Source organism: Pseudomonas sp. PA-7-1E, from assembly GCF_021605325.1.
Lineage (GTDB): Bacteria > Pseudomonadota > Gammaproteobacteria > Pseudomonadales > Pseudomonadaceae > Aquipseudomonas > Aquipseudomonas fluorescens_BV.
This window is the reverse complement of record NZ_WKFA01000001.1, coordinates 160,246-176,153: the sequence shown is the minus strand read 5'-3', so window position 1 is coordinate 176,153 and position 15,908 is coordinate 160,246. Positions and strand designations below refer to the sequence as shown.

Annotated in this window: 14 protein-coding genes; 7 read left to right on the top strand and 7 right to left on the bottom strand. The window is 62.4% G+C overall.

The features are described from left to right. Positions 1 to 14 precede the first annotated feature (14 nt). From GIW79_RS00840 to GIW79_RS00825, 4 genes are all read right to left on the bottom strand, one after another. The gene (locus tag GIW79_RS00840) at positions 15 to 482 is read right to left on the bottom strand and encodes a preQ0 transporter (RefSeq protein ID WP_003193971.1); all 468 of its coding nucleotides are present in this window, start codon (positions 480 to 482) and stop codon (positions 15 to 17) included. A 148-nt stretch (positions 483 to 630) separates the two neighbouring features. Further along, positions 631 to 846 carry a DUF1289 domain-containing protein gene (locus tag GIW79_RS00835; RefSeq protein ID WP_054898907.1) on the bottom strand — a complete coding sequence of 72 codons (216 nt, stop codon included), beginning with the start codon at positions 844 to 846 and terminating at the stop codon, positions 631 to 633. Next, complete coding sequence (locus tag GIW79_RS00830) at positions 843 to 1,367, bottom strand: gamma carbonic anhydrase family protein (protein WP_054898908.1); 525 nt, start codon at positions 1,365 to 1,367, stop codon at positions 843 to 845. The genes GIW79_RS00835 and GIW79_RS00830 overlap by 4 nt, the downstream gene beginning before the upstream one ends. A 35-nt stretch (positions 1,368 to 1,402) precedes the next feature. Next, a complete protein-coding gene (locus tag GIW79_RS00825; RefSeq protein WP_017736785.1) occupies positions 1,403 to 2,005 on the bottom strand; it encodes a CoA pyrophosphatase in 603 nt (200 codons plus the stop codon). 147 nt (positions 2,006 to 2,152) lie between these two features. On the opposite strand from GIW79_RS00825, the gene GIW79_RS00820 reads away from it, so the two are divergent. The 7 genes from GIW79_RS00820 (at position 2,153) to nagE (ending at position 10,650) form a co-directional block, all read left to right on the top strand. Next, entirely contained in the window at positions 2,153 to 2,701 is a 549-nt protein-coding gene (locus GIW79_RS00820) for an NUDIX hydrolase (RefSeq protein WP_034128643.1), read from the top strand. Positions 2,702 to 2,737: 36 nt separating this feature from the next. Continuing rightward, complete coding sequence (locus tag GIW79_RS00815; protein WP_014719790.1) at positions 2,738 to 3,241, top strand: L,D-transpeptidase family protein; 504 nt, start codon at positions 2,738 to 2,740, stop codon at positions 3,239 to 3,241. A 262-nt stretch (positions 3,242 to 3,503) separates the two neighbouring features. Continuing rightward, positions 3,504 to 4,250: a GntR family transcriptional regulator gene (locus GIW79_RS00810; RefSeq protein ID WP_032895423.1), complete on the top strand. Its 747-nt coding sequence runs from the start codon at positions 3,504 to 3,506 to the stop codon at positions 4,248 to 4,250. 22 nt (positions 4,251 to 4,272) lie between these two features. Beyond that, entirely contained in the window at positions 4,273 to 5,379 is a 1,107-nt protein-coding gene (nagA, locus tag GIW79_RS00805) for an N-acetylglucosamine-6-phosphate deacetylase (RefSeq protein WP_054898909.1), read from the top strand. Beyond that, complete coding sequence (locus tag GIW79_RS00800) at positions 5,360 to 6,382, top strand: SIS domain-containing protein (protein WP_087149524.1); 1,023 nt, start codon at positions 5,360 to 5,362, stop codon at positions 6,380 to 6,382. Before nagA ends, GIW79_RS00800 begins: the two co-directional genes overlap by 20 nt. Positions 6,383 to 6,412: 30 nt before the next feature. Beyond that, positions 6,413 to 8,926: a phosphoenolpyruvate--protein phosphotransferase gene (gene ptsP / locus GIW79_RS00795; protein ID WP_236452689.1), complete on the top strand. Its 2,514-nt coding sequence runs from the start codon at positions 6,413 to 6,415 to the stop codon at positions 8,924 to 8,926. A 26-nt stretch (positions 8,927 to 8,952) separates the two neighbouring features. Further along, positions 8,953 to 10,650, top strand: coding sequence for an N-acetylglucosamine-specific PTS transporter subunit IIBC (gene nagE, locus GIW79_RS00790; RefSeq protein WP_054918304.1), 1,698 nt, complete (start codon positions 8,953 to 8,955; stop codon positions 10,648 to 10,650). A 305-nt stretch (positions 10,651 to 10,955) separates the two neighbouring features. On the opposite strand, the gene GIW79_RS00785 is transcribed toward nagE, so the two are convergent. From GIW79_RS00785 to purL, 3 genes are all read right to left on the bottom strand, one after another. Further along, positions 10,956 to 11,249, bottom strand: a complete 294-nt coding sequence (locus GIW79_RS00785) for a DUF6124 family protein (protein ID WP_229999976.1) — start codon at positions 11,247 to 11,249, stop codon at positions 10,956 to 10,958. 309 nt (positions 11,250 to 11,558) lie between these two features. Next, entirely contained in the window at positions 11,559 to 11,870 is a 312-nt protein-coding gene (locus GIW79_RS00780) for a hypothetical protein (RefSeq protein WP_054897795.1), read from the bottom strand. Between the two features lie 4 nt (positions 11,871 to 11,874). Next, entirely contained in the window at positions 11,875 to 15,771 is a 3,897-nt protein-coding gene (purL, locus tag GIW79_RS00775; RefSeq protein ID WP_034128004.1) for a phosphoribosylformylglycinamidine synthase, read from the bottom strand. Between the last annotated feature and the right edge of the window lie 137 nt (positions 15,772 to 15,908).

The following is a 15,908-nucleotide window of genomic DNA, read 5'->3' as shown; positions in this document are numbered from 1 at the left end:
TGTAAAAATTGGCCTCAGTTGGCGACAGCCCGCCGGCGGATGCGCCAGGCCATGATCAGCCAGACCACGGTGACACCGGCGAACTTGGACACCAACGCCGTGCCCGCCACCGCTGGGGTCAGTGCGCCGATCAGGCCGAAAAAGATAAAGGTATCGAGGGGAATGCTCAGCGCCGAACTTATCCACAGGCGGTCATGCAGCGGGCGCTTGGTGATGCTGAACACCAGCCAGTCGATGCACTCGGACACCGCAAACGCCGTGGCACTGGCCAGGGCAATGGACGGGTCGGAGGTGATATAGGAGAGCACCAGCGCCGCGAGCATGGCGATGATTGCGCCATGGCCGAAGCGGGTTTGCACCATGTCGCGCAGGATAAATACCAGGCCACCCCAGGCGGACCAGATGACGTCCAGGTGTGGGGCGGTGGAGAAGGCGAAGTTGATCAGTACGACGCTGCTGATATAGGCGATCAGGAAAAACATGGAGGATGGACCTGTGGGCAATGCCGCACAGGGTACACAATTACAAGGATGTCGTCTGGCAGGGCCTAATCGCAGGCAAGCCAGCTCCCACATTTGAAGGTACTCACACATCAAGGGTGGGAGCTGGCTTGCCTGCGATGGCGGCCTGTCAGGCGCCAGATTTCCCAGGGGTCATCCACACTATCCCACTCGCCACCGCCCGCTCATGGCACAACCCCAGCACCAGCCGGCGCTCGGCGTTGTCCATGCGGCTCCAGCGCGTAATCTCATCCACATTGCGCTGACAGCCGGTGCAGATATCGTCGTCGTCCAGTGCGCAAATACTCACGCACGGCGAGGCAACAGGCCGTTCAACCGTACTCATTCTTCCTGCTCAACCAGATCCCGCGCGTAACGCTGCGAGTTATGCACATAGTGCGCAGCGCTGGCTTCGAGCATCCGCTTCTGCGCCTCGGTCAGCTCACGCACCACTTTGCCTGGCGAGCCCATGACCAGCGAGCCATCGGGGATTTCCTTGCCTTCACCGATCAGCGAGTTGGCGCCGATGATGCAATGCTTGCCAATCTTGGCGCCGTTGAGCACCACTGCGTTAATACCGATCAGGCTGTAGTCGTCAACGGTGCAGCCGTGCAGCATGGCGTTATGGCCGATGGTCACGCCGGTGCCGAGGGTCAGCGGGTAACCCATGTCGGTGTGCATCACGCTGCCGTCCTGCACGTTGCTGTTCTTGCCGATCAGGATCAGCTCGTTATCGCCGCGCAACACCGCGTTGAACCAGACGTTGGCGCCCTCCTCCAGCTTGACCTTGCCTACCAGCGTGGCATTGGGTGCGACCCAACTGTTGGGATGCGTCTCGACGCGGGCGTCGCCCAGGCGGTATTTCATGGTTTTCCCTCACGGCTTGCCATTCATGCGATGGCTTAGATATTGATAAAACTTTTGGGCGGCTGGTGCAGGCTGATCTTGGCATCGTCATAGAGCAGGTTGATCAGCTCGACAATCATGATCGCCGTCAGCCCCCAGATCTTGTATTCGCCGAACCTGTAGCTTGGCACATACCAACTGCGGCCCTGGTAATCGATGCGGTGGGTATGTTCGCGCGGGTCCTGGCGGAAAAACTCCAGGGGCACACTGAAGACAGCGGCGATTTCAGCGTCGTTGGCCAGGTATTCAACGTAATCGGGGATCACGCCCACATACGGCGTTACGCGGATGCCGTGCAGGGAAATCAGCGGGCTCAACGGGCCGATGACTTCAACCAGTCCCGGCGGCAGGCCTATTTCTTCTTCGGCTTCGCGCAAGGCGGTAAAGATCAGGTCCGGGTCTTCAGGGTCGCGGCGCCCGCCGGGAAAGGCCACTTCGCCACCATGGGTCGACAGGCCGCTGGCGCGCAGGGTCAGGATCAGCTCGGGTTCGTCACTGCGGGTAATCGGCACCAGCACCGCAGCCTCGGGGAAACGCCCGTCGGTTTCCAGGGTGTGGGGGGTGTGGTTGCTTACCCGTCGAAGTAGCTCGTCCAGCATGAGTCATCTCGGTCTGTTGGCTACCTTGCATCATGCACCAAAGCGTGCACGCGCCCAACCCCAAAACCGCAGGGCTGTCGCTAAACGACAACTTGCAGGAACGCCCGGCACCAAGCCAAGATGTGCCCATTGTCCAGGAACCCCAGCATGAATTTCTGCAGCCAGTGCGGCAAACCGGTGACCCAACGCATTCCCGAAGGCGACGCACGCCTGCGCTATGTATGCGACCACTGCTCGACCATTCATTACCAGAACCCCAATATTGTCGCCGGTACCCTGCCGGTATGGGGCGACCAAGTGCTGTTGTGCCGCCGCGCCATCGAGCCACGCCTGGGTTACTGGACCCTGCCCGCAGGCTTTATGGAAAACGGCGAAACCGTCGAGCAGGCGGCCATGCGTGAAACCCTGGAAGAAGCCTGCGCCCGGGTGCGCAACCTGAGCCTCTATACCCTGATCAATGTGCCGCACATCAGCCAGGTGCATATCTTCTACCGCGCCGAACTGATCGACCTGGACTTTGCCGCTGGCCAGGAAAGCCTGGAAGTGAGGTTGTTCGACGAAGCCGATATCCCTTGGTCCGAGCTGGCTTTCCGCACGGTCGGGCGTACCTTAGAATGCTTCTTCGCTGACCGTCGCCAACAGGCATACCCGGTACGTAGCGAATCTGTGCCACCGCTGTCCAAGCCCGCCCAATAACAAGCCGGCCAATGTCGCCAAAGGGATACCGTTTCAATGCGTTGGTTGCTTGCTCTGATCTGCCTGTCGTTCGCCACGCTGTCCCCGGCCTCCACGGTGCAAACCCTTGGCGGTAAAACGGTCGAGAAAGTCCTGGTGCTCAAGTCCGCCCACCAGCTGCAGCTGATCAACGACGGCAAGCCGTTCAAGACCTATCGCATCTCCCTGGGCAAGAACCCCAAGGGCCACAAGCTGATCGAAGGTGACCGCCGCACGCCCGAAGGCCTCTACTGGATCGACTGGCGCAAGACCAGCGACCGCTTCAACCTGGCCATGCACATTTCCTACCCGAACATCAGCGACGCCGCCCGCGCCCGCCGCGAAGGCGTAAAGCCGGGCAGCATGATCATGATCCACGGCACCCCCGACACCGAAGACTACCCGGAACAGTGGTTCCACACCCTGGACTGGACCGACGGCTGCATCGGCATGCGCAATGTGGATATGCGCGAAGTGTGGAACCTGGTCAAAGACGGCACCCTCATCGAGATTCGGCCGTAATCGCGTGCCGTTCGTAAAATAATTCGAAAATAATTCCTGCCCCAGGCAGCGCCTGCCGGTGAATACCAGTTCACCGCGCGGGACCCTGCACTTGTGCGCGCCACAAAGACCTCTCTAATACCACTTGATACCAAGCCCCATAAAAGCGCCCTGAAACCGGGATTTTCACCGTTTTGGCAGCATTGACATGGTATTTAAGTGGTATTAGTTTTCGGCCATTACCGGGCGACAACATTCCAATAACGCATCGGAAACCTGACAGATGAATCCCATCCTGGCCCTGCGCCCCGACGACAAGCAATCCACGCCGCTGTACCTGCAACTGGCCCGCAGCCTTGAAGCAGCGATCCATGCCGGCCAGTGGAAATCCGAACAGGCCCTGCCTTCGGAACGCGCCCTCAGCGAGCAATTGAGCATCTCGCGGGTCACCGCCCGTAAAGCGCTGGAAGTGTTGCTGGCTCAAGGGCTGATCCGTCGCAGCCAAGGCTCCGGCACTTTCATCACGCCGCGCCTGGAACAACCCTTGTCGCGCCTGTCGGGGTTCAGCGAGATGCTGCGGCTCAAGGGGTTTGTGCCGACGTCTCAGTGGCTGGAGCGCGACATCACCCCGCCGACCCATGAAGAACTGATCCGCCTGGGCCTGTCGCCCACCGACAAAGTGGCGCGCCTCAAGCGCCTGCGCAAAGCCGACGACACGGTGATGGCGATTGAAATGACCGCCATGCCGGCCTCGGTGCTGCCCCATCCCCAGGCCATCGGCAATTCGTTGTACGAATACTTGGAAAGCATCGGCAAGCCCATCGTGCGCGCCTTGCAGCATATCCAGGCGATCAATGCCTCGGATGAGTTCGCCGCGCTGGTCGGCATCGCCCCTGGCACCGCCATGCTGCTGATGACCCGCGTGGGCTACACCGCCGACAACACGCCGATTGAGATCACCGACACCTACTGCCGCAACGACTACTACGACTTTGTCGCAGAGCTGCGCCGCCATGACTACTCCGCCTGAATGCGAACTTAGAGAACTGCCCATGACTGAAGACAATATCCTCACGCCCAGCGGCTGGATGCGTGGTCGCTTGGTGCATGAGCACGGCAAGGTTGTCGCCATTGACGGCACGCCGTGCGACCCGGCCGACAACGACCTGCCCTACCTGTTGCCGGGCTTTATCGACCTGCATGTGCATGGCGGTGGCGGCGCCGACATCATGGAAGGTGCGAGCGCCTTCGAGACCATTACCCGTACCCACGTGCGTTTTGGCACCACCTCGCTGCTGGCCACCACCATGACGGCGCCGGTGGAGGAAATTTCCCGCGTGCTCGGTGAGCTCGGCACGTTCTGCGAACAGCGGCCAGCCGGCAGCGCCCGCGTACTCGGCGTGCACCTGGAAGGCCCCTACATCAATCCGGGAAAACTCGGCGCCCAACCCAACTTCGCCCACACCGCGTTGATGCAAGAAGTGGAAGCCTACCTGCGCCTGGCGCCAATCCGGGTGATCACCATCGCCCCGGAAATCGCCGGCCACGACGGCCTGATTCGCGCCCTCAGCCAACGCGGCGTGCGCATGCAGATCGGCCACACCCTGGGCAGCTATGAAGAAGGCGTTGCCGCCCTGGCCGCTGGCGCCACCAGTTTCACCCATTTGTACAACGCCATGAGCCCGCTGCATCACCGCGAACCCGGCATCGTCGGCGCCGCGCTGGCCCACGCCCAGTACGCCGAGCTGATCCCGGACTTGCTGCACGTGCACCCCGGCGCCATGCGCGTAGCCCTGCGCTCGATCCCGTGCCTGTATTGCGTCACCGACTCCACCGCCGCCGCCGGCATGCCCGACGGAGAGTACAAGCTGGGCAGCCACACCGTGACCAAATGCCTGGGCGGCGTGCGCCTGGCCGACGGCACCCTGGCCGGCAGCACGCTGACCATGGATCAGGCGCTGCGCAACCTGGTGAAAATCGGCCTGCCCATCAGTGAAGCCTCGCAACGCCTGTCGCAATTTCCTGCGGACTACCTGGGCCTGGAAGAACGCGGCCGCCTGCAACCGGGCAGCTTTGCCGACTGCGTGCGCCTGGACCGCTCCCTGACACTCACCGACGTAATGGTCGAAGGAGACACCATTGACTTCAAAAATGCTTGAAGAGGCCCTGGCCTCCTGCGACGCCGTCGCGGCCCAACTGCAGCGCCTGGACCCGATGCTGGAAGAAGTCGCCGGCCGCCTGCGCCGCCAGCCGCCGCAAGTGGCGATGACCATCGCCCGCGGCAGCTCCGACCACGCCGCCAGTTACTTCGCCTACCTGGCCATGCAACACGTGGGCATTCCGGTGGCGTCGCTGCCGATGTCGGTGGTGACCCTGTTGCAGGCGCCGATGAAAGTCAGCGGCCAGGTAGCGTTTGGTTTCTCCCAATCGGGGCAGAGCCCGGACCTGGTCAACAGTCTGCGCTTGTTGCGCAAGCGTGGTGCCTTGAGCATCTCCCTGGTCAATGCCGAAGACTCACCGCTGGAAGCCGCCTGTGAATTTCATGTGCCGCTGTGCGCCGGGCCGGAACTCAGCGTGGCCGCCACCAAGAGTTTTATCGCCACCCTGAGCGCCAGTGCACAGTTGATCGGCCACTGGAATCAAGAAGCCGACTTGCTGCAAGCCTGCCAGGCCCTGCCCGAGGGACTGCGTGACGCCGCCAGACAGGATTGGCGCCTGGCCGTCGACGCCCTCAAAGGCAGCCAGCGCTTGATGGTGATCGGCCGAGGCGCCGGGTTTGCCATCGCCCAGGAAGCCGCGCTCAAGCTCAAGGAAACCTCGGCGATCCAGGCCGAAGCCTTCAGCAGCGCCGAAGTGCGCCACGGGCCGATGGCCTTGATCGACGAGAACTACCCCCTACTGGTGTTCGCCCCCCGCGGCGCCGAGCAGGCCGGCCTGTTGAGCCTGGCCGCCGATATGCGCCAACGCGGCGCACGCGTGCTGCTGGCTGCGCCGGACGATATCGCCGAACGCGACCTGACGCTGAGCCGCGCCGAACACCCGAGCCTGGACCCGATCCTGGCTATCCAGAGCTTCTACGTGATGGCCGCAGGCCTTGCTGAGGCACGGGGCATGGACCCGGACCAGCCGCGCCACCTGAGCAAAGTCACCCGCACGCACTAAAGCGGCGTTTTCCTGATGAGTACCGTGCCCATGCCCAACAACAATAATCCATTGACCCTTAGCGCCCCCTTGAGTGGGCCGGTGCTGGCCCTGAACCGCGTCCCCGACGAAGTGTTCGCCAGCGGCGCCATGGGCGACGGTCTCGCTATCGACCCGTTGAACGACTGCCTGCACGCGCCCTGTGACGGCGTGATCATCCACGTCGCGCGCACCGGCCATGCGCTGACCATCCGCGCCGATAACGGTGCAGAAGTATTGATGCACGTGGGCATCGACACCGTGGAACTCAATGGCGAAGGCTTTGCCTTGCTGGTGAAGGACGGCGCACGGGTGAGCGAGGGTCAGCCGTTAGTGCAGTTTGATCTGGACCGCATCGCGCGCCAGTGCAAGAGCCTGGTGAGCCTGATCATCCTGACCAACAGTGACCGCTTTGAGCTGACGCCCGTGGCGCTGAAGACGGTCAAGATCGGTGAGCCGTTGTTGCAGATTGCTGCGCGCACCACCGCCACCGCCCAAGCAGCTGTGGATAACTCCAGCTTCGAGGCCAGCGCCAGCGTACGCATTACCCATCGAGGCGGTTTGCATGCACGCCCTGCCGCCCTGATCCGCAAGACCGCCCAGGGTTTCAGCAGCCAGTCGCACCTGCACTTCGCTGATAAATCGGCGTCGTGCGACAGCCTGATTGGCTTGATGGGCCTGGGCATCGGCGAAGGCGACGAAGTGCGGGTGAGTTGCCGTGGCCAAGACGCAGAGGCGGCGTTGCAAGGGCTGGTCGCGGCGCTATCCGTGGCGGTCAGCGAAGCCCATCACGCCCCGGTAGCCACTGCTGCGCCACGTCGCGCCAGTGTGGAAGCCGATGTGCTGCAAGGCGTGTGTGCAGCACCCGGCCTGGTGTGCGGGCCACTGTTCCGCCTGTCCGGCATCGAGCTGCCCGAAGACACCGGTAACCATAGCGCCGACGAACAACAGCAGCGCCTCGACACGGCACTGGAGCAGGTGCGTGACGAAATCCGCAGCACCCTCGAGCATGCCCGCCAACGCAAGAATGTCGAGGAAGAAGACATCTTCGCCGCTCACCTTGCACTGCTCGAAGACCCGGCGCTGCTGGAAGCGGCCACCGACGCCATCGCCCACGGCAGCGCTGCCACCCACGCCTGGCGTGATGCGATCCAGGCCCAGTGCGCCGTGCTGTTGGCGTTGGGCAAGCCGTTGTTTGCCGAGCGCGCCAACGATCTTCGCGACCTGCAACAACGCGTATTGCGGGCCTTGCTGGGTGAGGCCTGGCACTTTGAGTTACCCGCCGGATCGATTGTCAGCGCCCATGAACTGACCCCGTCAGACTTGCTGCAACTGAGTGAACAGCAGGCCGCCGGTATCTGCATGGCCGAAGGCGGCGCCACCTCCCACGTCGCGATACTTGCTCGGGGGAAAGGCTTACCCTGCGTGGTCGCCCTCGGTGCCGAGGTATTGGATGTGCCTCAGGGCCAGCGCGTGGTGCTGGACGCCATCAATGGCCGCCTGGAACTGGCCCCTACCGATGCGCGCCATGCTGAAGTGCACCAGATACGCGACGCGCAAAAACTGCGTCGCCAGCAGCAACAGGCCCAGGCGCAACAACCGGCACGCACCCGCGACGGTGTGAACATTGAAATCGCCGCCAATGTTGCCTCCAGCAGCGAGGCCCAAGTGGCGTTTGAAAACGGTGCCGATGGCGTCGGCCTTCTACGCACCGAATTCCTCTTCGTCGACCGCCGTACCGCGCCGGATGAGCAGGAACAGCGTCAGGCTTATCAGGCCGTATTGGATGCCATGGGCGACAAGTCGGTGATCATCCGCACCATCGACGTGGGCGGCGACAAGCAGCTCGACTATTTGCCGCTGCCGATCGAGGCCAACCCGGTGTTGGGCCTGCGCGGCATTCGCATGGCCCAAGTGCGTCCGGAATTGCTCGACCAGCAACTGCGTGCCCTGCTGCAAGTCTCGCCGCTGGCGCGTTGTCGCATCCTGTTGCCGATGGTCAGCGAGGTGGATGAACTGCTGCAGATTCGCCAGCGCCTGGATGAACTGTGCGCCGAGTTGGGTTTGAGCCAGCGCCCCGAACTGGGGGTGATGATCGAAGTGCCCGCCGCTGCGCTGATGGCTGAACAGCTGGCCGAACATGCGGACTTTTTGTCCATCGGCACCAATGACCTGTCCCAGTACACCCTGGCCATGGACCGCGACCACGCAGGCTTGGCCGCGCGCGTCGATGCGCTGCACCCGGCCTTGCTGCGACTGATCGCGCACACCTGCGCCGGTGCGGCGAAGCACGGGCGTTGGGTCGGCGTGTGCGGTGCGTTGGCTTCTGACCCGCTGGCCACGCCGGTACTGGTCGGCCTGGGCGTCACCGAGCTGTCGGTGAGCCCGCCGCAGGTCGGAGAGATCAAGGACCGCGTTCGCCATCTGGACGCGGCGCAATGCCGGCAGCTGAGCCAGGAACTGCTCAACCTGAGCAGCGCCCAGGCCGTTCGCCAAGCCTGTCAACACCACTGGCCGCTGAGCTGAAAACAACAAGAATAGGGAGACACGCCATGTACCAACACTTTATCGAAGGCCTGCAACGCCTGGGCCGCGCCCTAATGCTGCCGATTGCGATCCTGCCAATCGCCGGCTTGCTGCTGCGCCTGGGCGACACCGACTTGCTCAACATCGCGGTGATGCACGACGCCGGCCAGGCGATCTTCGCCAACCTGGCGCTGATCTTCGCCATCGGCATCGCCGTGGGTTTTGCCCGTGACAACAACGGCACTGCGGGCCTGGCCGGGGCGATTGGTTACCTGGTGATGATCTCCACGCTCAAGGTGATGGACACCACCATCAACATGGGCATGCTCGCCGGTATCGCCAGCGGCTTGATGGCCGGTGGGCTGTACAACCGCTTCAAGGACATCAAGTTGCCGGAATACCTGGCGTTCTTCGGTGGGCGGCGGTTTGTGCCGATTGTCACCGGGTTCAGCGCGGTGGGCCTGGGCGTGATTTTCGGCCTGATCTGGCCCCCGATCCAGCACGGCATCAACAGCTTCGGCGTGCTGTTGATGGAAAGCGGCAGCCTCGGTGCGTTCGTGTTTGGCGTGTTCAACCGCCTGCTGATCGTCACTGGCTTGCATCACATCCTCAACAATATGGCGTGGTTCGTGTTCGGCAGCTTCACCGACCCGGTAACCGGCGCGGTGGTCACGGGCGACCTGACCCGCTACTTTGCCGGCGACCCCAAAGGCGGCCAGTTCATGACCGGCATGTTCCCGGTGATGCTGTTCGGCTTGCCCGCGGCGTGTCTGGCGATGTACCGCAATGCTTTGCCTGAGCGGCGCAAAGTGATGGGCGGGATCTTCCTGTCGATGGCGCTGACCTCGTTCCTCACCGGGGTGACCGAGCCGATTGAATTTGCCTTCATGTTCCTGGCGCCCTTCCTGTACCTGATTCACGCGCTGCTCACCGGCCTGTCGATGGCGGTCACCGACCTGCTGAATATCCACCTGGGCTTTACCTTCTCCGGTGGGTTTATCGACATGGTGCTGGGCTGGGGCAAGTCCACCAATGGCTGGTTGGTGGTACCGGTAGGCCTGGCCTACTCGGTGATCTACTACACGGTGTTCAGCTACTGCATCCGCCGCTTCAACCTGAAGACGCCGGGCCGTGAAGACATCCAGGTGGTGCAGGCTGAAGCGATGAGCGATAACCAGCGTGCGACGGCTTATATCCAGGCGTTGGGAGGCGCCGAGAACTTGCTGAGTGTGGGTGCTTGTACCACGCGGCTGCGCTTGGACATGGTGGATCGCAACAAGGCGGTGGATGCAGAGTTGAAAGCGCTGGGTGCCATGGCTGTGGTGCGGCCGGGGAATGGTGGGAGTTTGCAGGTGGTGGTCGGGCCGATGGCCGATAGCATTGCTGATGAAATCCGCTTGGCGATGCCGGGGTTTGTTGCCGCAAAGCCTGCAGCGGTTGCGCCTGTGGATAAGCCGGTGACGGTGAATGTACACGAGGCCGAAAAGTGGCTGAATGCCCTGGGTGGCCGAGAGAATGTGCGCCAACTGGAAGCGGTAGCGATGACCCGGTTGCGGGTGGAGTTGGGGGATGATTCGGTGCTGTCTGAAGCGGACCTCACTGCGCTGGGTTGCAAGGGTGTGAGCCAGCTGGATAGCGGGGTTTGGCACTTGTTGATTGGTGACAAGGCTTTAGGTTTGGGTGAGGCTTTGGAGCGGTTGGTTACCCGCCCTATCAACGCCTGACCGATCGTTCCCACGCTCTGCGTGGGAATGCCGCCCCGGACGCTCTGCGTCCCGCCCTGCGCAAGGGTGACGCTGAGCGTCACAGGATGCGTTCCCACGCGGAGCGTGGGAACGATCAGTTATGGGTGACAAGGCGTCCGGGTTGGGTGAAGCGTTGGAGCGGTTGGTGACTCGCCCGATCAACGCCTGATTTCCCCTGTGGCGAGGGAGCTTGCTCCCGCTGGGCTGCGCAGCGGCCCCAAAAATCCTGGGAGCGCTTCGCACTCCAGCGGGAGCAAGCTCCCTCGCCACAGAGTGTGGTGTATTCAGTTACTGGTGGGTACTTCGTGTAGATCCAGTACTCGATCCACCATCAACTGAATACCCTCTACCATCCGATGAATCCCCAGCACCGCATCACGGTGCGGGCCGTCGATTTCAAAAGCCAGATTACCCGCCAGTGCCTGTACGGATGCCAGGTCTTGGGAGGCATTGGCGAGCAGGGTTTCGGTGTTCAGACTGGGTAGTACGGTGAAGATCTGGTCGGACGGTGAATCACCAGCTTGGCGGGACTCGGCTTGAGATGAGATTGAACCAGTTAGCAAGTTGTCGCTGATCATCATTAAACTCCATATGGAATAGGCTCCTAGTGACTTTTCAGGCTTGCAGTCCCGGTCACTGAATTGGCAGCGACTCGAGAAGGTTAGTTGTGCGAGTTCCGACGGACAACCTGAAAGGCTTGTGGGAAAGGTCTGAGGTGCCTGAACCGACGCCATCGCAGGCAAGCCAGCTCCCACATGGGATTGATGTACGGTCTGACAACGGGGTCAAATGTGGGAGCTGGCTTGCCTGCGATTGGCACTTAAAACCAACAAAAAACCCGCTGACCAAACGGGCCCAGCGGGTTTCTTGTTTATACAGCCCACGAATCAAAAATCCGCCAACTGCCACACCTCATACGCCGGAGTCTCATACGGGTGACTGAGTTTCAAAGCAGCCACAGCGGCCACGATCAATTCATCTGCCACCACCAACTCAACCTTCCACTCTTCAACCACTTCAACCTGGCCCACCTGCCCGATAAACGGCTGACTGCCGTCCAACGCGCGGAATTGGCCCTGGCCCAGCACTTGCCAGGCGCAGCTGTCGTAGTCGCCGATGCGCCCGCCGCCGGCTGCGAAGACGGCGGTTTTTACCGTCTCCACATGGCTGTCGGGCACGAAGAAGGCGAGCTTGTACACGGCCTTAGTTCACCCACACGCGAGCGTTGCGGAACATGCGCATCCAGGCGCCGTCTTCGCTCCACTCTTCCGGGCGCCACGAGTTTTGCACGGCGCGGAATACGCGTTCCGGGTGCGGCATCATGATGGTCACGCGACCGTCGCGGCTGGTAAGGCCGGTGATCCCGCGTGGCGAGCCGTTCGGGTTGGCCGGGTAGCTTTCGGTGACCTTGCCGTGGTTGTCGACGAAACGCAGGGCTACAGTGCCGGACAGGTCGGCTTCGAGCAGCGCTTCTTCGCTGCTGAATTCGGCGTGGCCCTCACCGTGGGCGATGGCGATTGGCATGCGCGAACCGGCCATGCCCTGCAGGAAGATCGAGTTGGACTCCTGCACCTGCACCATGGCGACACGGGCTTCGAACTGCTCGGAACGGTTACGCACAAAGTGCGGCCAGAACTCGCTGCCCGGGATCAGTTCGCTGAGGTTGGACATCATCTGGCAACCGTTGCACACACCCAGGGTGAAGCTGTCGTTGCGTTCGAAGAAGCCCTGGAACGCGTCGCGGGCACGGCTGTTGAACAGGGCCGACTTGGCCCAGCCTTCACCGGCACCCAGCACGTCGCCGTAGGAGAAACCACCGCAGGCAACCAGGCCTTTGAACTCGTTGAGGTCAACGCGACCGGCGAGGATGTCGCTCATGTGCACGTCGATCGCATTGAAGCCGGCGCGGTCGAACGCTGCTGCCATTTCCACCTGGCCGTTGACGCCCTGCTCACGCAGTACGGCAACCTGTGGGCGAATGCCCTTCTTGATGTAAGGCGCGGCGATGTCCTGGTTGACGTCGAAGCTGAGCATGGTGCTCAGGCCCGGGTTGTCTTCTTCCAGGATCACGTCGAACTCCTGCTCGGCGCAGTCGGCGTTGTCGCGCAGACGCTGGATCTGGTAGCTGGTCTCGGCCCACTGGCGTTGCAGCAAGCGGCGCTGACCGGTAAAGACCGTGTCGCCGTTGAAGGAGATATTGACTTCGCCGTTGTTGATCGGCTGGCCAATCACCGCCACGCACTCGGCCAGGCCAGCGGCGCTGAACTGCGCGAGCACGTCTGGGGTAGCGTCCTGACGCACCTGAATCACTGCACCCAACTCTTCGTTGAACAGGATGCCGTTGATTTCGGCAGCATCCTCGGCAACGCTGTCGAGCACGATGTTCAGGCCGCAGTGACCGGCGAAGGCCATTTCGACAACGCTGGTCAGCAAACCACCGTCGGAACGGTCGTGGTAAGCCAACAGGTGGCCGTCGGCGTTCAGGCCCTGGATCACGGCGAAGAAGGCTTTGAGGTCTTCGGCGTCATCGACGTCCGGGGCCTGCTTGCCCAGCTTGCCGTGGGTTTGCGCCAGGATCGAGGCGCCCATGCGGTTCTGGCCACGGCCCAGGTCGATCAGGATCAGGTCGGTGGTGCCCTTGTCCATGCGCAGTTGCGGGGTCAGGGTCTGGCGGATGTCAGTGACCGGCGCGAAACCGGTAACGATCAGCGACAGCGGCGAAGTCACGCTCTTGTCGGTGCCGTCTTCGTTCCAGCGGGTAGCCATGGACATGGAGTCCTTGCCCACCGGAATGGTGATACCCAGTTCCGGGCACAGCTCCATGCCGACGGCTTTGACCGTGTCGTACAGGCGCGCATCTTCACCCGGGTGGCCGGCAGCGGACATCCAGTTGGCCGACAGTTTGATGTCGGACAGCTTGCCGATACGCGAGGCCGCGATGTTGGTGAGGGTTTCACCAATGGCCATGCGGCCCGACGCCGGAGCGTCCAGCAGGGCCAGCGGTGTGCGCTCGCCCATGGCCATGGCTTCACCGGTGTACACGTCAAAGCTGGTGGCGGTGACGGCAACGTCAGCCACCGGTACTTGCCAAGGGCCGACCATTTGGTCACGAGCCACCAGGCCGGTGATGGTGCGGTCGCCGATGGTGATCAAAAAGCTTTTGCTCGCCACGGCCGGGTGGTGCAGCACGCGTTCGATGCTGTTGGCCAAGTCCAGCGTGCTTGGGTCGAAATCATCGCCCAGTTCAGCTTCACGGTTGGCCGAACGGTGCATACGCGGGGCTTTGCCCAGCAGCACTTCCAACGGCATGTCCACCGGGCTGTTACCGAAGTGGCTATCTGTAACCGTCAGCTGCGGCTCGGCAGTGGCTTCGCCGACCACGGCAAACGGGCAACGCTCGCGTTCGCAGATGGCCTGGAAGCGTGCGAAGTCTTCAGGGCCAACGGCCAGTACGTAGCGTTCCTGGGATTCGTTGCTCCAGATTTCGTGCGGGGCCATGCCCGGCTCGTCGTTTGGAATGTTGCGCAGTTCGAAACGGCCACCACGGTCGCCATCGTTGACCAGTTCCGGGAAGGCGTTGGACAAACCACCGGCGCCGACGTCGTGGATGAAGCTGATCGGGTTCTTGTCACCCAACTGCCAGCAACGGTCGATGACTTCCTGGCAGCGGCGCTCCATCTCAGGGTTTTCGCGCTGTACGGAAGCGAAGTCCAGGTCGGCCGAGCTGGTGCCGGTGGCCATGGAAGAGGCCGCACCGCCGCCCAGGCCGATCAGCATCGCCGGGCCGCCGAGCACGATCAGCTTGGAGCCGACCAGAATCTCGCCTTTCTTGACGTGTTCTTCACGGATGTTGCCCATACCGCCAGCCAACATGATCGGCTTGTGGTAGCCGCGCACTTCATCGCCACGCGGGGTGGTGATGGACTGCTCGAAGGTCCGGAAGTAACCGGTGAGCGCCGGGCGCCCGAATTCGTTGTTGAACGCGGCGCCGCCCAGCGGGCCTTCGATCATGATGTCCAGCGCGGTGACGATGCGCTCAGGCTTGCCGTACGGCACTTCCCACGGCTGTTCGAAGCCCGGGATCTGCAGGTTGGACACGGTGAAACCGGTGAGGCCCGCCTTGGGCTTGGCACCACGGCCGGTGGCGCCTTCGTCACGGATTTCGCCGCCCGAACCGGTGGCTGCGCCCGGGAACGGGGCAATCGCGGTCGGGTGGTTGTGGGTTTCAACCTTCATCAGGATGTGCACCGGCTCCTGCACCGCGCCGTACTGGCGGGTTTCCGGGTCCGGGAAGAAGCGACCGGCGACGGAGCCGACGATCACCGAGGCGTTGTCCTTATAAGCCGACAAAACGCCTTCGCTGTGCATCACGTAGGTGTTCTTGATCATGCCGAACAGGCTTTTTTCCTGGCTTTGGCCGTCGATGTCCCAACTGGCGTTGAAGATCTTGTGACGGCAGTGCTCGGAGTTGGCCTGGGCGAACATCATCAGTTCGATGTCGTGGGGGTTGCGCTTCAAGCCGGTGAAGGCGTTGACCAGATAGTCGATCTCGTCTTCGGCCAGGGCCAGGCCCAGCTCGGTGTTGGCCTTCTCGAGGGCGGCGCGGCCACCGCCCAGCACGTCAATCGCGGTGAGCGGCTTGGGTTCGGCGTGGCTGAACAGGCCGGCAGCCTGTTCCAGCTGGCTGACGATGATCTGGGTCATGCGGTCGTGCAGGCTGCTGGCGATCAGCTCGGCCTCGGCGTCGCTGAACTGCCCGGCGACGTAGAAGGCGATCCCACGCTCCAGGCGCTGGATTTTATCCAGGCCGCAGTTGCGGGCGATGTCGCTGGCCTTGCTCGACCAGGGCGAGATGGTGCCGAACCGTGGCAGAACCAGGAACAAGCGGCCAGTCGGCTCTTGAACGGGAACGCTTGGGCCGTACTTCAGAAGGCGTGCCAGCACTTGCTGTTCGTCGGCGGTCAAGACGCCGGTTACGTCGGCGAAGTGAGCAAATTCAGCGTACAGGCCTGTAACAGCTGGAACCTTCTGGCTCAGTTGCTCAAGGAGTTTGCTGTGGCGAAAGGCAGAAAGGGCAGGAGCGCCGCGCAGGATCAACATCTTCGGGACAGCCTCGGGAAGGGGTGTGCTTTGAGGCCGTGCATTCTAGCGTAAACCTTCGCCAACGGCACCCGAAACGCTACCGGTGGCCGCCGCCGAACGTCAGTTGGCACGCTTTGCCTGCAGTTACGGCGTTA